This window comes from Oceanisphaera arctica, assembly GCF_002936955.1.
In the GTDB taxonomy this organism is placed as follows: Bacteria; Pseudomonadota; Gammaproteobacteria; order Enterobacterales; family Aeromonadaceae; genus Oceanimonas; species Oceanimonas arctica.
On record NZ_MPZM01000004.1, the window covers coordinates 1 to 21,173 of the forward strand.

14 protein-coding genes and 1 pseudogene are annotated in these 21,173 nt (G+C 59.5%); 6 read left to right on the forward strand and 9 right to left on the reverse strand.

Annotated features, from left to right (window positions below; all coding sequences use genetic code 11):
• Positions 1-13 precede the first annotated feature (13 nt).
• Complete coding sequence (locus tag UN63_RS02865) at positions 14-418, reverse strand: hypothetical protein (protein WP_104485277.1); 405 nt, start codon at positions 416-418, stop codon at positions 14-16.
• 130 nt (positions 419-548) lie between these two features.
• Between UN63_RS02865 and tyrS the strand changes: the two genes are divergently transcribed.
• Positions 549-1,898, forward strand: a complete 1,350-nt coding sequence (gene tyrS, locus UN63_RS02870) for a tyrosine--tRNA ligase (protein WP_104485278.1) — start codon at positions 549-551, stop codon at positions 1,896-1,898.
• 252 nt (positions 1,899-2,150) lie between these two features.
• On the opposite strand, the gene rluF is transcribed toward tyrS, so the two are convergent.
• The 5 genes and pseudogenes from rluF to fabV form a co-directional block, all read right to left on the reverse strand.
• A complete protein-coding gene (rluF, locus tag UN63_RS02875) occupies positions 2,151-3,080 on the reverse strand; it encodes a 23S rRNA pseudouridine(2604) synthase RluF (RefSeq protein ID WP_104485279.1) in 930 nt (309 codons plus the stop codon).
• A gap of 122 nt (positions 3,081-3,202) precedes the next feature.
• Positions 3,203-3,673 carry a methyltransferase family protein gene (locus UN63_RS02880; protein WP_229793547.1) on the reverse strand — a complete coding sequence of 157 codons (471 nt, stop codon included), beginning with the start codon at positions 3,671-3,673 and terminating at the stop codon, positions 3,203-3,205.
• Between the two features lie 241 nt (positions 3,674-3,914).
• Positions 3,915-5,589, reverse strand: a pseudogene (locus UN63_RS02885) (SulP family inorganic anion transporter); the annotation flags it as partial.
• A gap of 180 nt (positions 5,590-5,769) precedes the next feature.
• Positions 5,770-6,297 (reverse strand): anti-virulence regulator CigR family protein, encoded by a 528-nt coding sequence (locus tag UN63_RS02890; protein ID WP_229793548.1) that lies wholly within the window; start codon positions 6,295-6,297, stop codon positions 5,770-5,772.
• Positions 6,298-6,427: 130 nt separating this feature from the next.
• Complete coding sequence (gene fabV / locus UN63_RS02895; protein WP_104485280.1) at positions 6,428-7,627, reverse strand: enoyl-ACP reductase FabV; 1,200 nt, start codon at positions 7,625-7,627, stop codon at positions 6,428-6,430.
• Between the two features lie 236 nt (positions 7,628-7,863).
• On the opposite strand from fabV, the gene radD reads away from it, so the two are divergent.
• From radD to UN63_RS02915, 4 genes are all read left to right on the forward strand, one after another.
• Positions 7,864-9,609: a DNA repair helicase RadD gene (gene radD / locus UN63_RS02900; protein WP_104485281.1), complete on the forward strand. Its 1,746-nt coding sequence runs from the start codon at positions 7,864-7,866 to the stop codon at positions 9,607-9,609.
• A gap of 27 nt (positions 9,610-9,636) precedes the next feature.
• On the forward strand, positions 9,637-11,130 hold the full coding sequence (gene dacB, locus UN63_RS02905) for a D-alanyl-D-alanine carboxypeptidase/D-alanyl-D-alanine endopeptidase (protein ID WP_104485282.1): 1,494 nt from the start codon (positions 9,637-9,639) through the stop codon (positions 11,128-11,130).
• 63 nt (positions 11,131-11,193) lie between these two features.
• Positions 11,194-11,457 carry a GrxA family glutaredoxin gene (locus UN63_RS02910; protein ID WP_104485283.1) on the forward strand — a complete coding sequence of 88 codons (264 nt, stop codon included), beginning with the start codon at positions 11,194-11,196 and terminating at the stop codon, positions 11,455-11,457.
• Between the two features lie 397 nt (positions 11,458-11,854).
• Complete coding sequence (locus UN63_RS02915) at positions 11,855-13,069, forward strand: pyridoxal phosphate-dependent aminotransferase (RefSeq protein WP_104485284.1); 1,215 nt, start codon at positions 11,855-11,857, stop codon at positions 13,067-13,069.
• Between the two features lie 73 nt (positions 13,070-13,142).
• Here UN63_RS02915 and cls read toward each other — a convergent pair whose 3' ends face one another.
• Positions 13,143-14,600 carry a cardiolipin synthase gene (cls, locus tag UN63_RS02920; protein ID WP_104485285.1) on the reverse strand — a complete coding sequence of 486 codons (1,458 nt, stop codon included), beginning with the start codon at positions 14,598-14,600 and terminating at the stop codon, positions 13,143-13,145.
• 103 nt (positions 14,601-14,703) lie between these two features.
• Here cls and UN63_RS02925 point away from each other — a divergent pair, with 103 nt between their 5' ends.
• Positions 14,704-15,249 (forward strand): YceB family lipoprotein, encoded by a 546-nt coding sequence (locus UN63_RS02925; protein WP_104485286.1) that lies wholly within the window; start codon positions 14,704-14,706, stop codon positions 15,247-15,249.
• Positions 15,250-15,265: 16 nt separating this feature from the next.
• Here UN63_RS02925 and UN63_RS02930 read toward each other — a convergent pair whose 3' ends face one another.
• Together UN63_RS02930 and purL are read right to left on the reverse strand one after the other, a co-directional pair.
• A complete protein-coding gene (locus tag UN63_RS02930) occupies positions 15,266-17,008 on the reverse strand; it encodes a putative bifunctional diguanylate cyclase/phosphodiesterase (protein WP_104485287.1) in 1,743 nt (580 codons plus the stop codon).
• Positions 17,009-17,179: 171 nt separating this feature from the next.
• A complete protein-coding gene (gene purL / locus UN63_RS02935; protein WP_104485288.1) occupies positions 17,180-21,070 on the reverse strand; it encodes a phosphoribosylformylglycinamidine synthase in 3,891 nt (1,296 codons plus the stop codon).
• Positions 21,071-21,173: the final 103 nt, after the last annotated feature.

Consider the following 21,173-nt stretch of genomic DNA (forward strand, 5'->3'; position numbering starts at 1 on the left):
CCGAGAAACAGCGTCAGCCACTGCCTTCCCCCAGCGCCACCACCAGCCCCAACTCTTCCTGCCAGCCGGTGGCATCATAAAAACCGGCCATATAATGCGGGCCCATGCCCTGCTCCGCCACCAGGGAGCGCAGCGAATAGACGCCTTCATTCAGGCCACTGCTCAACGCCCGATAGAAGGGATCGTCGGCGTAGACTCCGCTCAAATACTGCTGAAACAGCAAGTCGCGTCGGTGGCGCAGGTTGTCGTAGAGATAAATGGCCGGCCCGCCGCGTCGATAGCCCAGCATCAGGGTGCAGTCGGCGGCCACCCGGGTGGCGACCAGTGCCGCCAGCCGGCGCGGAAAGGCAACCGTACCCAGGGCAGAAATCGCCTGCGCCAGCGCCTGTTCGTACTTTTGCTGATCCGATTCGGACATAAGTTCCAGCCTTTGTTCGACCTGATGGTTGCATGAACGGATTATTATCCCGAACTATCCCAAAAAGGACATAGGAAAGAATCCCCCGCCTGGGTCAGGATGAGGTTTTGTTTGCTAGCAAGAGCTCCCTATGCCTGATTTACACGAGTCCCCGTTACAAGAGCCCCATGCACACAACCCGCTGCTGCAAGAGCTGAAACAGCGCGGCCTGATCGCCCAGCAATCGGACGCCGGCACCCTCGCCGCTCACCTCAACGGCCAGCGCCGGGTGGTTTATTGCGGCTTCGACCCCACCGCCGGCAGTCTGCATATCGGTCATCTGGTACCGTTGCTGATGCTACGCCGGTTCAGAGATGCCGGGCATAAGGTGGTGGCGCTGATTGGCGGTGCCACCGGCATGATTGGCGATCCCAGTTTCAAGGCCAGCGAACGCAGCCTCAACGACGCCGATACCGTCCAGAAATGGGTGAGCGATCTGAAACAACAGATAAGCCGATTGCTTGATGCCGACCATGACCGCGAGCGAGTGCGTCTGCTCGACAACGCCGACTGGATGAGTCAGCTGGACCTGTTTGCCTTCTTGCGGGATATAGGCAAGCACTTTTCCGTGAACGCCATGATTGCCAAAGAGTCGGTCAAACAGCGTCTGGCCCGGCCCGACCAGGGTCTGTCGTTCACCGAGTTTGCCTATTCTCTGCTGCAGTCCTACGACTTTGCGGTGCTAAACCGGGAACAGGACTGTACCCTGCAAATCGGCGGCAACGATCAGTGGGGTAATATCACCAGCGGCATCGATCTCACTCGTCGGCTCAATCAGCAGCAAGTATTCGGGCTGACCCTGCCGCTAATCACCAAGGCCAATGGCACCAAGTTCGGCAAGACCGAAACCGGCACCGTCTGGCTGGATCCGGCCAGAACCTCGCCCTATGCCTTCTACCAGTTCTGGCTCAATACCAGCGATGCGGATGTGTACCGTTTCTTGCGCTACTACAGCCTGCGGTCGGTGGAGGAAATCGACGCCATCGAGCATATCGACCAGGCCACTGGTGGTCGTCCCGAGGCCCAGCGATGGCTTGCCCGCGAGTTGACGATGCTGGTGCATGGCGAAGAAGCTCTGGCGGCGGCGGAACACATCAGTCAGGCGCTGTTCTCGGGGGATTTCAGTCACTTGAGTCTGGTCGAGTTCGAACAGCTGGAGCAGGACGGCATCCCCCAGACCCGCATTGAAGGCACCGAGCAACTATCCACACTGAGTCAATTAGCAGCCCCGAGCCGGTTACCAGCCTTGAGCCGGTTATTAGTAGACTGCGCTCTGGCCGGCTCGCAGCGTCAGGCCCGGGAGCTGATAGCCAACGGCGCCATCGCGGTGAATGGCGATGCGGTCACCACCGACACGCCTGAATTGTCGCTGCTGCACCAGCGCTATCTGGTACTGCGCCGAGGCAAGAAACATTTTCACCTGATCCGGTTTGGCGATTAACGGGCGACGAACACGGCCCCGGTCTGCTAGATGACACCCCCACCCCGCCTCCCCCTGGGGAAAACCCGCAGTCATATCTGCAGCCCCGCTGCCAAGGGGGAGGAGCAGTTCGGCGCCAGCTGCAGGCTTGGCACTATGTCAGTTCCCTCCCCTTTAATTTCACACCATCAGAATGCCTGCGGGGTGCAACGCGAAGGGGAGGGTTAGGGAGGGGCTACTGCAGCATGTTCGGCGCCAGCTGCAGGCTACGTATTAACGCCCGGGCTTTTTGCCGCCGGTGCGGGCTGTGGGCCGGGAGCTTGAACGAGAGCCGGGCCGGGCAGTGCCGGCCGGGCCGGACCGTCGATCGCGTCCGCTACCGGCATTGGCCGGTTTGCCACGGCTGGCCGTCGCCGGTTTGTCCTTGATCCGCGGACCCTGGCGGGCAGCCCTGGGCTGCTCGAGCCTGGATGCTTCTTCGGTTTTGCTTGAGTCGCCGACCATACTGTTGATCAGCGCCAGCTCCTGGGCCGTGACTTCGCGCCACTGGCCGGACTTCAGCCCGCCCAGGTCGATATTCATGATCCGTACCCGCTTGAGGCTGGTTACACTGAAACCCAGATATTCGGCCATGCGGCGGATCTGCCGGTTCAGACCCTGGGTCAGTATGATGTTGATGGTCTTGGGCCCGACTTTTCTGACCTTGCAGGGTTTGGTCACGGTATCGAGAATCGGTACCCCTGCGCTCATGCGGGCGACAAAATCGTCGGTGATCGGCTTGTCCATCGAGACGATGTATTCTTTCTCGTGGGCGTTGCCGGCCCGCAGGATCTTGTTGACGATATCGCCGTCGTTGGTCAGCAGGATCAGGCCGCAGGAGGGTTTGTCGAGCCGTCCTATGGGAAAGATCCGCGCCTTGTAGTTGACCGCATCGACGATGTTTTCCGGAATGGCCCTGTCGGTGGTGCAGGTAATACCAATCGGCTTGTTATAGACCAGATACACGGCCTTCGGCTTGGCCCGCAGCGGCTTGCCGTTGACGGTCACATGATCGGCGTCGGTAACCTTGACGCCCATGCCGGCCACGTCGCCATTGACGGTGACTCGTCCCTGCTCGATCAGCCGGTCGGCTTCGCGCCGGGAGCAGATGCCGGTTTCGCTGATGAATTTATTGAGGCGGGTAGCGCCGTTGTCTTCACTCATGGCGTCGGAGCTCTCTTGCTGTGCCCTGCTCAGGCAGGATCTATGATGAAAAGCGGCCAGTGTAAAGTTGCCGGCTGAGGGTCGCAAGTCCGACCGCCTCTCAGCCAGTGTCGGACCCCGCCCTAAAGCCAGCGCCGAACCCGACTGCAGTAGTCGAGATACTCGGCACCAAATCTGGCCGTCAGCGCCCTTTCTTCAGCCCCTATCTGCACCCGATTCATGTAACCGATAAACAGCGGCAGCCACAGCAGGCTGAGGGCATTGCCCAACCAGACAGCCCAGGCCAGCAGCAACAAGAGATCGCCCAGATAAATGGGGTTGCGCGAATAACGAAAGATGCCGCCGGTCACCAGACGGCAGGTCTTGCCGGGGTTGAACGGCAGCACTGTGGTGTTGGCCCGGTACAATGCGCCGGCCGCCAGCACCATCAGGCCCAGCCCCACCAACAGCAATAATACCGATATCAGCTGTTGTCCGTAAAAATGAAGTGTCCAGACCGCCGCCTGCTGCGCGGTCAGCCACATCAACAACACTGCCAGCGCCACCACTGCCGGAGGGGGCAGCCACAATAGTCGACTCTGCCCTATGGCCATCGGGGCAGATCCCGCGGGTTGAAGATCGTCGTTGTTGATACCACCGGCTCCTCGCCCCGGACTTCGAGTATGGACATTACGGGCTCAGGCTCCGCCATCTGCATTTTCAAACCGGTACCGGTAGACTTCGGCTTTTCCGACTGCATCTTTAATCTGGTGCCGGCCTCTGCTTCAGGTGCTTCGGACCGGTTATCAGCCTCGTTATCTGCGCTGACATCATTGGGCTCCGGCGCCCAATGATGGCGGGTAATACGCAGGGCCTGATACAGGTCGGGATACACCAGAATGCCTTCGTCTCCCACCCGGATGCCCGCCTGTTTCAGCCAGTGAGTCATCTGACCCCGTCGGCCCGCCATCACCATGTGTACCCCGCGCCGTTTCAGTTCTTTATAGAGCTCGCCCACCATGCTCATCACGCTGATGTCCTGATGGGTAAAGCAGGAAACCGCGTCGATGATCAGGCACTTGGGCGGATGAGCCTCTCCACCCAACAGCAGCAAGACCCGACGCTTGAAATAGGCGGCGTTGAAGTAGGTCAGCGGTGAGTTGAAGCGGTAAATCAGCACCCCGGTAATGGCCTTTACCTCTTCGTTATGACCCAGGGTGTGCACCACCCCTTCGTCGTTCATGCCCATCAGTTGATCGGTCGGGCGCATGACATTGCGCAGAAACTGGAACAAGCCCAGCAGCACCGCCAGGGTAATTCCGGGGATCACCCCCATGAACAGCACGCTGGCGAAGGTAACCCAGGCCAGCCAGAAGGCCGAGCTGTCCGAATGGCGCAGTGCCCACAGGCCCCTGAAATCGGTCAGCGACAATGACGCCATGATCAGCACCACGCCGAGGGCGGCGGTAGGAATATACTGCAGCGGCGCGGTCAGGAAAAAGGTCACCACAGCAATCACCAGGGCCGCCACAATAGACACCAGCTGACTCTTGCCGCCGTTGGCGTCGTTCACCGCGGTGCGTGAGTCGGCGCCGCTGATGGCAAAGCCCTGAGATACCGCCGAGGCCAGGTTGGCAAAACCCAGGGCCCGGAACTCCTTGTCGGCATCGATATCGTAGCCGTTCTTGGCGGCAAAGCTGCGCGCGGTCAGCATCATGGATACAAAGCTCACCATGGCCAGGTTAAGGGCCGGCAACACCAGCTCCCGTATCAGTCCGGGGGGGAATTCGGGGATCTGCAGCTGGGGAAATCCGCCACTCAAGGAGCCGACCACCGCCACATCGAGTCGTGAGGGTTCCAGCCCCCACAGCAGAGTGGCGGCGACGGCCAGACCCAGTAAGGAGCTGGGCCAATGGCGCCGAAAACGCCGGCTCAGCAGCATGACCACCAGCGTCAGCAGGCTGATGCTCAGGGTCGCAGTATGGATCTGAGACACATAACCGGGGGCCGCTAGCAATCGCTCTATCAAACCGGTCTGGGCGAAGGTAAAGCCGAACACGCTGGAAAGCTGACCGACAATAATGGTAATGGCTACCCCGTTCAGCAGCCCCATCAAAATGGGCCTGGATAAAAAGTCGGCCAGCACTCCCAGCTTTAAGCGGCTGGCAATCAGACACCAGACGCCGGTCATGGCGGTCATGGTCATGACCAGTTGCCAGTGGCGAGCGGGGTCTCCCGCCGCCAGCGGCGTGACCACGGCGGCAATCACCGCGCAGGTGGCGGCATCGGGCCCGATGATCAGCTGGCGGGATGAGCCGAACAGGGCATAGGCAATCATCGGCAGAATACAGGAATAGAGCCCTACCACAGCCCCGACGCCGGTCAGCTCCGCGTAGGCTATGGCCACCGGCAGCGCCACCGCCGCCACGGATACCCCGGCCCGCACATCCGGCAACAACCAGGCCCGCTGGTATCCCAGCAGGGCAACCAAGCCCGGCATCCATCGCCCCAGAGAGAAAAATTCGTTCATTTTTCAACCAATTATGATTATTTGTCATTGTTCATTATAGGGTGACTATTAACCCAAATGCTTGGCCTCCGTCGCCGATATACTTCCAGTATGCTCAATCATGGCCACCCAGCTCACCGACGGAGCCGGCAAAAATCGGGTGGCGCATGCCTGACGTCTCCGCCGACAAAGAGGGCTGACTCAGTCGAAGATGCTTTCCAGAATAAAACGAACATTGTCGGTGGCCAAATCCACCAGTATCGCCTTGTCGCCGGCTCGCCGCCATTCGTATCCTTCATAGTAGGGCAGCCGTTCGCGCAGGCGGGGATCGAAGCGTTTGGCAATACCCGGTGGCAGCGGCTTGCCCCGCTGCAGGTTCATTCTGATACCCGGCGGCAGTGCATCATACCGGTCATCCTGATGTAACCAGTCACTATGCTCACGAAAGATGTGGCGCAGCGCGACTTCATCGACATCCGGATAACGTCTGTCTCCCCTCCGGTCACGTTCACGCTCGTGTTCATGCCGATACACCCGGTCGTGATCATCATCCTGGCGGCGTTCCAGCTTTTGATCCCGATGCTCGTCGTTACTCCATTTCAGCTCTTTCTGCTTGCCGGGAGCTTTGTCCGGCCCCTTGCCTTCCGGTGGTTGTGCCTGAGCCGTGAGCGGCGCCATCACCAGCAAGCCCGTAAACAGCAAAGTGCTCAATGTCATACTGGTCTTCATGAAACCTCCCGATACGGTTGACGTTCTTATCACTTTACTCACGCTCCCTCTTACCGGCAAACGGACACAATAAAAAAGCCCCTGCCGGGAAAGTCCGGCAGGGGCTTTTATCGGATAAAGAGTCTCAGACTCAGGCCAGTTCAATCACCTCGAAGCTGACTTCGGGACTCACGTCGGCATCGTAATCCACGCCGGTCAGACCGAAGCCGAACAGACGCAGAAACTCGTCCTTGTAGCCCTGGTAATCGGTCAACTGATAGATGTTGTCGTCCTGTACCTGAGCCCAGATTTCACGACAGGCGTTTTGTACTTCATCACGCAGCTCCCAGTCGTCCAGACGCAGGCGGTTCTGCTCGTCTACCGGCGCTTGCTCGCCGCTGTACAGACGGGTGGTAAAAAGACGCTGGATCTGCTCGATACAGCCTTCGTGAATGCCCTGCTCTTTCATGATCTTGAAGGCCATGGAGATATACAACGGCATCACAGGAATGGCGGCGGAAGCCTGGGTGACCACAGACTTCAGCACAGCCACATGGGCGTTGCCGCCTTTGGTCTTGAGTTTGGCATCGATGGCGTGCGCGGCGCGGTCCAGGTCTTCCTTGGCCTTGCCCAGGGTGCCGTGCCAGTAAATCGGCCAGGTCAGGTCGGTACCGATATAGGAATAGGCCACGGACTTGGCGCCATCGGACAGCACACCGGCATCACTCAGGGCGTTCATCCACAGTTCCCAGTCCTGACCGCCCATCACCTTGATGGTGTCGGCAATTTCCTGCTCGTTGGCCGGTTCGACCACGGCTTCTACCAGAACGTCTTTGTTGGTATCGAGGGCGGTGGACTTGTAGGATTCGCCGATAGGCTTGAGGGCGGAACGCACCAGTTCACCGGAGTCGGGCATTTTGCGTACCGGTGACGCCAGGGAGTAGACGACCAGATCGATCTGGCCCAGATCCTGTTTGATCAGTTCGATGACCTGATCACGGCACTCGTTGGAGAAGGCGTCGCCGTTGATGCTCTTGGCGTACAGACCTTCTTCCTTGGCGACCTTGTCGAAGGCGGCGGCATTGTACCAGCCGGCGGAGCCGGTCTTTTTCTCGGTGGCCGGCTTTTCAAAGAAAACGCCGATGGTGGCGGCACCGCTGCCGAAGGCGGCATTGATGCGGGAAGCCAGACCATAACCGGTGGACGCGCCGATCACCAGTACCTTTTTGGGACCCTGCTCAAGCTGGCCCTTGGCTTTGACGTAGGCGATCTGCTCGCGTACATTCGCCTCACAACCGACCGGATGGGTGGTGGTACAGATAAAGCCACGGACCTTGGGTTTGATGATCATAAAGATGTTTGCCTCGGTTATTCTCGGATAGACGCTAAAGATACCTTATTCCGGGACAAATGTGAGGCCTGACGTGTGCAAGATGCTGCAGATGCACGATGCTGGCAGGCACAATACGCCGACACGCAGCAAGTACATCCATGTATGCTCAACGGCGGCATCCCTGCCGCCGATGGTCGGCTTTATTGCATCCTGCCAGCATCTGCCCAGCATCTGCCCAGCATTGGAGAAAGTAGGTGTTTACCCTTCGCCCCTATCAGCAGGATGCGGTGAATCGCACCCTTGAGTATTTTCGTCGTCATAACGAGCCGGCGGTGCTGGTGCTGCCTACCGGTGCCGGCAAGAGTCTGGTGATCGCCGAGCTGGCACGCATCGCCCGCGGCCGGGTACTGGTGCTGGCGCACGTCAAGGAGCTGGTGGAGCAGAACCACGGCAAGTACCAGAGTTACGGTCAGCAGGCGGCGATTTTCTCCGCCGGTCTCGGCCAGAAACAGGCCCATACCCAGGTGGTGTTCGGCTCTGTGCAGTCGGTGGCGCGTAACCTGAACCATTTCTCGAACTTCAGCCTGGTGGTAATCGACGAATGTCACCGGGTGTCGGATGACGACGACAGTCAGTACCTGCGGGTGATCAAGCACCTGCGTCACTCCAACCCTCGGCTCAAGGTGCTGGGGCTGACCGCTACCCCTTATCGGCTGGGGCTCGGCTGGATTTATCAGACTCATTATCACGGCATGGTGCGCAGCCGCTCGAAACGCTTCTTCAAGCACTGCATCTTCGAACTGCCGCTGCGGCTGATGATCAAGCAGGGCTATCTTTGTCGGCCCGAACTGATTGACGCCCCCGTGGTGCACTACGACTTTTCCCGGCTCTATGAACAGGGGCTATTTACCGAGCAACAGCTGGAGAAGGAGCTGGCGCGCCAGCCCAGGGTGACGCCGCACATAGTGCAGCAGATTCAGGACTACGCCGTCGACCGGGTCGGGGTCATGGTGTTTGCCAGCACGGTGCGCCATGCCATCGAGGTAGCCGGCCTGCTGCCGAAAGAAGAAACCGCTATGATCACCGGCGAGACGCCGGGGCCGGAGCGGGACGCCATTATTCGCCGCTTCAAGGCGCGGGAGCTGAAGTTTCTGGTCAACGTCTCGGTACTGACCACCGGCTTCGATGCCCCTCATGTGGATGTGATTGCCCTGCTGCGGCCTACCCAGTCGGTGGCGCTCTATCAGCAGATCATCGGCCGGGGCCTGCGCCTCAGTCCGGATAAAACCAACTGCCTGGTACTGGATTACGCCGGCAACAACATGGATATCTTCGCACCGGACGTGGGCGAGCCCCGCCCCCACCCGGATACCACCCAGATACAGGTGCTGTGCCCCGCCTGCGGCTTCGCCAATATTTTCTGGGGCAAGACCGACAATGAAGGCCGGGTGCTGGAGCACTTCGGTCGGCGCTGCCAGGGCCTGTTCGAAGATGACGAGGGGGGGCTTGGCGAGCCCTGCGGTTATCGCTTTCGCTTCAAGTCCTGCCCCCAGTGCCTGGCGGAAAACGACATTGCCGCCCGGGAGTGCAACGACTGCAGTCACCTGCTGGTCGATCCGGACAAGAAGCTGAAAGAGGCGCTGGCGCTCAAGGATGCGCTGGTACTGCGCTGCGCGGGTCTGAGCCTGGCACAAGCCAGCGGAAAGTTCGGGCCGGCACTGAAGGTCACCTATCACGACGAGGATGGAACCGAGCTGCAGCAATGGTATGCTTTCGACAACAAGGGTAAACGCGGTCGTTTTTTTCTGGAATTTGTTCGCCCGCACTGGCCGGCCCCCGGACTGGAGCCGGAGTTTACCTCGCTGGCCGAGGTGGTGGCCTCTGCCTCCTGCTTTCGCCACCCGGACTTCGTGATTGCCAGAAGCCACAAGCGCGGCTGGCGAATAAAGGAAACCCTGTTCGATTATCAGGGCCGGTTCAGAACCGCCCACTCACTTTAAGAAGCCCATGACGTTAAAAAGAGAATCATGAATCGTTATTTAACCGGCCTTGCCGCCATCATCTTCAGCATCTCCGCTCAGGCGATTGCGCCGCAGGAAACCCACTCGGTTGCTCCGCAGGAAATAAACAAGGCGGCCATTCCGCCGGAACACGGTCAGGCGGCCTGGATACTGGCCGACGCCACCACCGGACACATAGAATCGACCCACAATGCACAGCTGCTGCTGAAACCGGCCTCGACCCAGAAGCTGGTCACCACCCTGGCCGGCGCCCTGGCGCTGGGGCCGGACTGGCGCTACAAGACCCAGGTCCGCTACCGGGGCAAGCTGCAAAACAGCAAGCTGGTCGGCGATCTCTTGATCGACTTCGTCGGCGATCCCTCGTTAACCAGAGAGCAGCTGCGGGATCTGCTGAAGCGCGCCGGTGTGCGTCAGGTCAGCGGTAATGTGCTACTGAATCAGATACGTTTCGGCGGCTACGATCGCGGCAACGGCTGGTCGTGGAACGACTTGAGCGTCTGCTACACCTCGCCGGTATCGGCACTGATCCTGGACCGCAACTGCGTGCAGGGCGCGCTTTACGCCCGCCCGGATCAACCGGCCCGCGCGACCGTGCCGGCTCATCAGCCGGTCAAGGTCAGTGCCAAGGTCGAGGTGCTGAGTCGTGCAGAGCAGAAGCGCCGCTTCTGTGAGCTGGAAGTGGAAATGAGCCCGCCCAACCAGTATCGCCTTACCGGCTGTATCGGCCCGCGCCAGGATCCCTGGCCCCTGCGCTTTGCCATTCAGGATGTGGACGCCTGGGGTGAGCAGCTGACACGCTGGGCTCTGGGCCAAGCCGGAGTTCGGGTGTCTGGCGGCATCCTGGACAGCCGTATCGAAGCCAACGATTGGCCTGCGCTGGCTCATCACAGCTCTCCCCCGCTGCGGGAGCTGAGCCGACAGATACTGGAACATTCCGATAACCTCTATGCGGACAGCCTGCTGCGCACCCTGGGCGCCGAGCATTTTCAGCAGCCCGGCAGCTTTCGCAACGGCACTCAGGCAGTGCGAGACATTCTAAAGGAAGAGGCCGGTATCGATCTCGGCCCGTCCTGGCTGGCTGATGGCTCCGGGCTGTCTTCCCACAATCTGCTGCGCGCCGAGGATCTGCTGGCTGTGCTTTTGGTGATGGCACAGGATCCCCGCGCCAACTGGTTGATGGACGTCTTGCCGGTCAGCGGTGAAAGCGGCACCCTGCGCTATCGTCGCAGCGTGCTCGGCCCCGCCCTCAAGGGCAAAGTCATGGCCAAAACCGGCACCATAGCCCATGTGCAGAATCTGGTCGGCTTTATCGATACCGACGACGGCCAACGCAAGGCCTTCGTGCTGCTGCAGAACGGCCTGTCGATCAGCCCACAACATGAAAAGAACATTGCCGCCGGTCAGGGAGAATGGCCCGCCCGACGTTTCGAACGCCGATGGCTGGAGTCGGTGGTCGCACAAGAACCCATTGTTAAAACCAATCAATCAGCAACAAACTAACGATTTATATAACGAGAGCACCGTCTTTATACTGTGCTCTATCAATCAGTCAGGAGAGAACCCATGTTTGCAGTGATTTTTGGTCGTCCCGGTTGCCCCTTTTGTGTTCGTGCCAAAGAGCTGGCAGAAAAGCTGACCGAAGAGCGTGATGACTTTAACTTCCGTTACGTCGACATTCATGCCGAAGGCATTTCCAAAGAAGACCTGGAAAAAACCGTCGGCAAGCCGGTAGAAACCGTACCGCAGATTTTTCTGGATCAGCAGCACATCGGTGGTTACACCGAATTTGAAGCCCACGCCAAGGCGCATCTGGGACTGTTTCAGTAAATTTAAAAACAGTGAGGGGTGGAAGAAAAACACCAAACCCTGAAACCGACAGAAACCCCACCCTCACCCTCCCCTTGCGTTGCACGCCGGCATTATTCTGCCGACACTGTGTTAAAGGGGAGGGAACAAGACAGCGCCATCCGCAGAAAATTCGGCCTGAACCTGGTGTTTGTTTTCTCACTCCTCACGATCCCTTGTTTTTTTCGTCACAAGTCGCTGATTACTCTTTTCATCCTGGCTACAAAGTCTCATCATGGAACATATCACTAGTCTTAACCGGCCGGTGGCTCCCGGATAGCTTTTTTGCCCACGGCGCATGAACCCCATGCTGCCCGAGCGGTACTTTGCTTGCCGGTCACAGCCCAGGCTGGTGCGTAATCCGAGGCCGTCAGTACCCATGTATTCCGTAGAAAAATCGCACAAGCTGGACAACGTCTGTTACGACATTCGCGGACCAGTTCACAAAGAAGCCCGCCGCCTGGAAGACGAAGGCCATCGGATCCTCAAGCTCAATATCGGCAACCCGGCGCCCTTCGGCTTCGATGCGCCGGAAGAGCTGCTGAAAGACATCATCGTCAATCTGCCGACCAGTCAGGGCTATTGCGATTCCAAGGGGCTGTTCTCGGCGCGCAAGGCGGTGATGCAGTATTACCAGCAGAAGGGATTGCGCACCACGGATCTGGACGATATCTATATCGGCAACGGGGTATCGGAGCTGATCGTAATGGCGATGCAGGCGCTGCTGAACAACGGCGACGAAATTCTGGTGCCCTCACCCGACTACCCGCTGTGGACCGCCGCCGTGACCCTGTCCGGCGGCAAGGCGGTGCACTACCTCTGTGACGAGCAGGCCGACTGGTATCCGGATCTGGACGACATCAAGTCCAGGATCACCCCGCGCACCAGGGGCATAGTGCTGATCAACCCCAATAACCCCACCGGCGCCGTCTACGGCAGCGAGTTTCTGCTGGAAGTGATAGAAATCGCCCGCCAGAACAAGCTCATCATCTTCGCCGATGAAATCTACGACAAAATCCTCTATGACGATGTGGCCCACCACTCGGTGTGCACCCTCTGTGACGATGTGCTGGTCGCCACCTTCAACGGTTTGTCCAAGAGCTATCGTGCCGCCGGCTTCCGCCAGGGCTGGATGATGCTGAGCGGTCCCAAGCACCAGGCAAAGGGCTATATAGAAGGGCTGGAGATGTTGTCGTCCATGCGGCTGTGCGCCAACGTCCCCATGCAGCATTCCATTCAGGCGGCGCTGGGCGGCTATCAGAGCATCAACGAGCTGGTGCTGCCCGGCGGCCGACTGCGCCAGCAGAGAGACAGAGCCTGGGAACTGCTTAACGAGATCCCGGGCGTGAGTTGCGTCAAACCCAAGGGCGCCATCTACATGTTCCCCCGGCTGGACCCGAAGATGTACAACATCAAGGACGATCAGAAGATGGTCTATGACTTGTTGCTGCAAGAAAAGATGCTGCTGGTACAGGGCACCGGCTTCAACTGGCCAACACCAGATCATTTCCGCCTGGTAACGCTGCCGCGGGTAGAAGAGCTGGAAGATGCCATCGGCCGCCTCGCCCGCTTCCTCAAGCATTACAGACAGTAAAGCGGTGACTCGGGATCAGGGACTGGGGACTTCAAATCCCTAGTCCCCATTCCCTAGTCCCCATTCCCTGCTTTTAAAGCAGCGGACTCAACAGGTAGAACAGGTTTTCCGCTATGCGCTGGCGCAGCGGTCGCTTGCGCCATTCCAGCCAGGACACCGGCTGGGCATCGCTCAGGTAACTGTCGGCCAGGTTCAACAACTCACCCATGGCCTGGCCATCGTCCACCAGTAATGTCATTTCAAAATTCAGCCACAGGCTGCGCTTGTCCAGGTTCACCGTGCCCACCAATCCAAACTGATGATCCACCAGCACGCATTTGGTGTGCAGCAGGCCGGCGCCGTACAGGTGAATTTCTACTCCCGCGTGCAGTAGCTCGTCGAAGAAGGCGTTGCAGGCATAGTTGACCATGCGCGAGTCGTTTTTGGCCGGCAACACCAATTGTACCTCTACGCCCCGGTCCGCCGCCGAGCACAAGGCCGCCACCAGAGGATCGTCGGGCACGAAGTAAGGGGTGATCAACACCAGCCGTCGCCGGGCCTGATAGATAGCGGTCAGCAGACTCTGCTGAATGGCATCGCCGCCCATGAAGGGGCCCGAGGGCAGCAGTTGCAGCTTGAGCTGGTTATCCAGACAGCTGATGGGGTGATATTCCAGCTGCTCCAGCAGTCGCTCGCCGGTTTCCATTTCCCAGTCCCACACGAACAGCGACCAGAAGATGGGCACTATGGGCCCCCGGATGCGCAGCATGATGTCGACCCACTGCCCCACGCCCGCATCCTGCTTGAAACAGGCCGGATCAACCAGGTTCATGGAGCCGGTATAGGCCACATCGTCGTCGATGACCACCAGCTTGCGGTGCATGCGCAAGTCCTGACGCTCAAACAACAGCCGGAAGGCCCCCACCGGCAGCACTTCCACCACCTTGACGCCCGCTTTGCGCAGCCGGCGCGGCCAGTGGCTGCGAAAGAAGTCGGCGCTGCCGACCGAGTCCAGCAACAACCGGCAGTCGACGCCCCGGCGGGCCGCATTCATCAACTCGAAGGCGATGGCGTCGGCCCGGCCACCGGGATACCAGATATAGTATTCCAGATAACAGGAGCTGCGCGCCGCCCGAATGTCGGCCTGCAGCGCCGCCAGTATCTCGCCCGGCTGCTGCAACAGCGTCATGCCGTTGCCGCTCAGCATCGGCATATTGAGCCGGGCCTTGACCAGCTCATAGATAGGCCGGGCCGGATCGCTGACCTCGAACTCCTGGCCGGGAAAGCGCGCCACCAGCACGTTGATCCAGTCCGCATAGGGCCGGTACATGGCCTTGGCCCGATCTGCGCGCTTGCGCCCGAGACGCACCTCGCCAAACAGGATATAGGTTGCTACTCCCAGAATGGGAATGGCATAAATCAATGCCAGCCAGGCCAGAGATACCCCCACTGGGCGGCGTTTCATGATGACCCTGAGCGTAACCCCGACCACCAGGCTGGTATGGGCTGCAAACAGCAACCAACCGAGCAGCGTATAGATATAATCACTCAAAAATGCCTTGCTCCTTTAAAGCGGGACGGTGCAGACTAGTTAGGGTCTGTTGACTTGGTCAACGGCCCTAAGGTACAGAAAACCGAGACAGGGATACAGACTGATGAAAATTATACTTTTTTTAATTGCCTTTGGGGTAAGCGGTCTGGCTTCGGCACAGAGCCTGACCCTGACCGAGCAACAACTCAACCAGGAGCTTAACCATCAGCTTGGCAAAGAGTTTCCCTTTTCTCTCGGGTCCTGGTTGTCGGCAGGGATCGAGCTGAAAAAGCTCAGTGTCGAGCTGGGCCGCCAGGAAGCAGACAAGGCTCGGGTGCTGGGACAGGGGATACTATCGATGCAACAGGGACAGCAACGCAGTCAGTGGGATATCGAGGGCGACTTCAGTGCCCGCCCCCGCTATGACAGTGAGCAGGGCGCCTTGTTTCTGGACGAGTTCAAACTGATCAGCTATCGGCTGAATCAACAGACCAGTTCGCCTCAGGCCAGCATGATGCTCCCCTTGCTGCTGCAGGGACTCGCAAGTTATTTATCCCAGTATCCGGTCTATACCCTGGATGACACAGATCCCTTTCAGCGCCAGCTGAAAGACAAGGTGCTGAGCCTGGAGATAGCCCCGGGGCAGCTGTTGCTGCGCGGTATCGAATAATGGACCGTGGCGATCGCTAATTCGTTCGCGACGAATAGATGGTATTCAGTTCATTCGGGCTCATGGGAGACGCAAGAAATCGGCCCTGGGCCGCACCGCAGCCATATTGGTGCAGAAAGCGCATCTGCTCGTCGGTCTCTACCCCGCAGGCGATCACCGCTATGTCCAGCGACTTGCCCAGCAGCAGCAGTGAGCGAATCACCGACTGATCCAGCACATCGAAATGTGCGGACAGCAGGCTGCGATCCAGCTTGATGCCATCTATCGGCAGCTGCCGGAGCTTGCCGAAGTTGAATCGCCCCTCTCCGACATTATCCAGGTATACCCCCATGCCGGCGGTCCTGAAACGGTTCAGTACGCCCTGCAGAGACTCGCTGCGGCGCATCATGAAGTCACTACGCACTTCCAGAATGATATGCTCGGGGCTCACCCCTTGTCGTGAAAGCTGCGCCAGCCACTGCTCGGCCCGCTGCTGCTCCAGCTCCAGGCCGCTCAGGTTGATGCTGACCCGCCCTTGCCACTGATGAGCCTGCTGCCAGCAGTGGATCTGTCGCACCACCTCGTCAAACACCCAGTCGGCCAGCCGATTCCACAGACCCGCCGCCCCGACGGCCGGTAAAAACTGCGCCGGGTAGAGCACACCCAGCTCGGGGTGTCGCCAGCGCAGCAAGGCCTCCAGGCTGTTCCATCGATGACTGCCCAGTACCAGAGAGGGCTGGTACTCCAGATACAACTGTTGGCCCTCTATGGCCCGGGGCAAGTCTCCGGCCAGCCATTGCTGCAGTTCCAGCCGGGCAAATTGGGCCCTGTCGAACAGGCAGACTCGGGTCTTGCTATAGGTCTTGGCCTCATACATGGCGGTATCCGCATAGCGCAGCAGGGTCTCGAGCTCGACTCCGTGGTCGGGATAAAGGCTGACGCCTATGCTGGCCCCCACGCTCAGCTTGTGGTCTTCAACCTGCACCGGCGCCTCGATCCGTTCCAGCAGCTTGCCGGCCTTGTCCATCAGTGCCTGTTCCGTCATGGCGCCGCGCCATATCATCACGAATTCGTCACCACCGATGCGCGCCACCAGTTCATTGGGGCCAACCTGCTCCTGCAGTCGGACGGCCAGCGCCTTGAGCAGCTGATCGCCCACCCCGTGGCCGAAGCTGTCGTTGATCGGCTTGAAGCGGTCGAGGTCGATAAACAGCAGGGCCAGCTGCTCTTTTTGCTGCAAGGCCGCTTTGATCTTGCCGAACCAACTCAGCAGAAGAGCACGGTTGGCGGTACCGGTCAGAATATCGTGATGTGCCAGATAGCTAAGCTGATCTTCCGAACGCCGGAGCCGGCTGATGTCGTCCAGGATACCGATAATATGATTGACTCGTCCGCTCTTGTCCCGGATCAGGTGCAACATCAGTCGGTGGGTGGCTAATCGCCCCTCACGGGTATGATGTTGTACCTCTCCCTGCCAGTTCCCCTGTTGTTGCAGCCGCTGCCAGATTTCCCGATAGTAGCGACGATCGTGCAATTCCTCGTTGATATCGGTGATATGACAACCCTCGATATCGGCGGCATTCAGCTCGCTGAGTCGACAGAAGGCGGGATTGACTCCCACTACCCGGCCGCGGCCGTCCATCACCACTATTCCCTCTCGGGTATGCTGCATGATCTCCCGGGCCAGGGTCAGCGAGCGGTCGGCCAGCTCCCGCAGCCGGTCCGGACCGATCTGGTGCCAGTCAGCCGACGTTGTCCATAACACATTGCTGTGATCCATATCTGTGTTCTGCTGCTTGAATAAATGATATTGGCAGGCGCCGAGGTCTGTACCGCGAAGCCGATTCTGGGGGCGGTTATTTTTAATACTGTGACATCATATAGACTCAAACGAGAAATAAAAAGCCCGCAATATTATGCGGGCTTTTTAATATCAAAGGTTATTTACGATTTAACCGAGGTTTTTACGGGCGTTGCGGAAGATGCGCATCCAGCCGCCGTCTTCGCCCCAGCCATCCGGATGCCAGGAGTTGGCCACGGTGCGGAATACCCGCTCCGGGTGCGGCATCATGATGGTGACCCGACCGTCCTGGTTGCTGAGACCGGTAATACCGTTGGCCGAGCCGTTGGGGTTGAAGGGATAACGCTCAGTGGCCTGGCCGTGGTGGTCCACGAAACGCAGAGCCACGGTACCGCTGGCCTCGATGGCGTTAATGTCGGCATTGAGGGTCTGCACCCGGCCTTCACCATGAGACACGGCGATGGGCAGACGAGAGCCGGCCATGCCGGACAGGAACAGGCTGGGTGACTCCTGCACTTCCACCAGGCTGAAACGGGCCTCGAAGCGCTCGGAGGTGTTGCGGACGAAGTCCGGCCAGTGAGCGGCACCGGGGATCAGATCCCGCAGGCGAGACAGCATCTGACAACCGTTACAGACGCCCAGGGCAAAGCTGTCTTCACGGGCGAAGAAGGCTTCAAACTGAGCCCGCAGCGCCTCATTGAACAGCACCGACTTGGCCCAGCCGCCGCCGGCGCCCAGTACGTCACCGTAAGAGAAGCCGCCACAGGCAACCATGCCGGCAAACTCGTCCAGCCGGTAGCGCCCGCTTTGCAGATCGCTCATGTGCACGTCGACGGCGGCAAAACCGGCGCGGTCGAAGGCGGCCGCCATCTCCACATGGGAGTTGACGCCCTGCTCGCGCAGTATGGCCATGCGTGGGTGCACGCCTTTGGCGATAAAGGGTGCGGCTATGTCTTCCTTGGGATCGAAGCTGAGCGAGACCGACAGGCCGGGGTTACCCGCTTCAAGCTTGGCGTCGAACTCACTTTGAGCGCAGTCCGGGTTGTCGCGCAGGGCCTGCATCCGGTAGCTGGTCTCGGACCAGAGACGACGCAGCTCGGTGCGGGACTCGGCATAGACTTCCTCACCGGCAAAGAAAAAGCGCAGCTGGTCGTCCTGGTTCAGCTGACCGATGACATGGCTGCAGGCAGCCAGGCCATGACCGGCCAGACAGGTCAGCACCGCTTCCTTGTCTTCGCGGCGAACCTGCACGACCGCACCCAGTTCTTCGTTGAACAACACCGCCAGGCGATCGGCACCCAACAGGTCCAGCTCGATATCCAGCCCCGTGTTACCGGCGAAGGCCATTTCCGCCAGGGTAGCGAACAGGCCGCCGTCGCCCTTGTCGTGGTAGGCCAGCAACTTGTTGTCGGCGATCAGGGCCTGAATCGCGTAGAAAAAGCCTTTCAGCGCTTCGGGGCTGTCCAGATCGGCCGGCTTGTCACCCAGCTGACGATATACCTGCGCCAGAGCCGAGGCGCCCAGACGGTTCTTGCCGTTACCCAGATCGATAAGGATAAGGTCGGTATCGCCCAAATCGCTGCGCAGCCAGGGCGTGACGGTGGCACGCACGTCGTTTACCTTGGCAAAGGCGGTGATCACCAGAGACATCGGGGAGGTAACCGCCTTGTCTTCGCCGTTTTGCTGCCAGCGGGTCTTCATCGACATGGAGTCTTTGCCCACGGGTATGGTCAGTTCCAGTTCGGGACACAGCTCTTCGCCCACGGCCTTGACCGCTTCATACAAGCCGGCGTCTTCACCGGGGTGACCGGCGGCAGACATCCAGTTCGCGGACAGTTTGATGTGCTTGAGCTCACCGATGTCGGTGGCGGCGATGTTGGTGATGGCTTCCGCCACCGCCAACCGGGCCGAGGCCGCATAGTCGAGCAGGGCCACAGGGGCCCGCTCGCCCATCGACATCGCCTCACCGGCATAGGTGTCGAAGGCGGCAGCGGTCACGGCGCAATCAGCCACCGGCACCTGCCAGGGACCAACCATCTGATCCCGTGCCACCAGACCGGTGACGGTACGGTCGCCGATGGTGATAAGGAAGCCTTTGTCGGCCACGGTCGGCAGTGTCATGACCCGCTCGGCCGCTTCCTTGAGATCGATACCGCTTAACTCCAGCGCCGGGCTCTGGTGTTGGGCCGTAGTGACATCACGCTGCATCTTGGGCGCTTTGCCCAGCAACACTTCCAGCGGCATGTCGATGGGCTGATTGTCGAAATGTTCGTCGTGCAGGCTCAGATGCGGCTCGGCGGTGGCTTCGCCGACCACGGCAAAAGGCGCGCGCTCGCGGCGACAGATGGCTTCAAATTCGGCCATGCGATCGTCCGCCACCGACATCACGTAACGTTCCTGGGACTCGTTACACCAGATTTGCAGCGGGCTCATGCCCGGCTCGTCGTTGGGAATATTACGCAGCTCGAAGCGACCGCCACGGCCACCGTCGTTGACCAGCTCGGGCATGGCATTGGACAAACCGCCCGCGCCCACATCGTGGATAAACTGGATAGGGTTGTTCTCACCCATGGCCCAGCAACGGTCGATCACTTCCTGACAGCGACGCTCCATTTCCGGGTTGTCCCGCTGTACCGAGGCAAAATCCAGGTCTTCGCTCGACTGACCGGAGGCCATGGAGGAAGCGGCACCACCGCCCAGACCGATGTTCATCGCCGGGCCACCCAGCACCACCAGTTTGGCACCGACGGTGATCTCGCCCTTCTGTACGTGTTCGCCACGAATGTTGCCCAGACCACCAGCCAGCATGATGGGCTTGTGATAGCCGCGCACTTCTTCGCCGTTGAAGCTGGAGACCTTCTCTTCAAAGGTACGGAAGTAACCAAGCAGGGCCGGACGACCGAATTCGTTGTTGAAAGCCGCACCGCCCAGGGGACCCTCGATCATGATGTCGAGAGGGCTCACGATACGCTCTGGCTTGCCGAAGTCCTGTTCCCAGGGGCGGGCATAGCCCGGTATCTTCAGGTTGGAGACGCTGAAGCCCACCAGACCGGCCTTGGGCTTGGAACCGCGACCGGTGGCACCTTCGTCACGGATTTCACCGCCGGAGCCGGTGGCCGCGCCCGCGTAAGGTGAAATGGCTGTGGGGTGGTTGTGGGTTTCCACCTTCATCAGGATGTGAATATCTTCCTGATGGTAGCGATATTCGCCAGACTCGGCGTTGGCAAAGAAACGACCGGCGGTTGAACCGGTCATTACGGCCGCGTTGTCTTTATAGGCAGACAGCACATGCTCGGGCGTCTGCTCGAAGGTGTTCTTGATCATCTTGAACAGCGACTTGGGCTGATCGACACCGTCGATGGTCCAGTCGGCATTGAAAATCTTGTGGCGACAATGCTCGGAGTTGGCCTGAGCGAACATGTAGAGTTCGATATCGTTGGGGTTACGGCCCAGGGCGGTAAAACCGTCAAACAGATAATCGATTTCGTCCTCGGCCAGTGCCAGCCCCATGCGCACGTTGGCCTCGGCCAGAGCGTCTCGGCCACCGGCCAGAATATCTACCGCAGTCACCGGCGCCGGCTCTGCTTCAGCAAAGAGGCAACTGGCATCTTCCAGCGTATCCAGGGTCACTTCGGTCATACGATCGTGCAGCATGGCCGTGACCGCATCCACTTCGGCGGCACTGGGAGTACGCTCGAAGCTCAGATAATAGGAGATGCCGCGCTCAATGCGCTTGACCTGAGTCAGACCACAGTTACGCGCGATATCGGTGGCTTTACTGGACCAGGGAGAAAGAGTGCCGGGACGGGGGGTAACGACCACCAGCAGACTGCCGGCGGCGGGCGTAATGCCCTGAGCGGGGCTGTCGAGCAGCTGGCTCAGGGTTTGTCGACTGTCGGCCTCGAGGTTGGCGTTCAGCGCAACAAAGTGCACATATTCGGTTTCGATGGCGGCCAGCGGCAGATTTAGCTGCTGGGCGCGGCGAACCAGGGCCCGGGTTCTGAAACCGGATAAGGCCGGTGAGCCTCTCAGTATTTCCATAGTGGCAATTCTCAAAGCGTGAGTGAATGGGGGGTTGAGAAATTGGCGGTATTATAGGTTTACACCCCAGCCCTGTCGACGCCCATTTCCGGGACCTTATCCC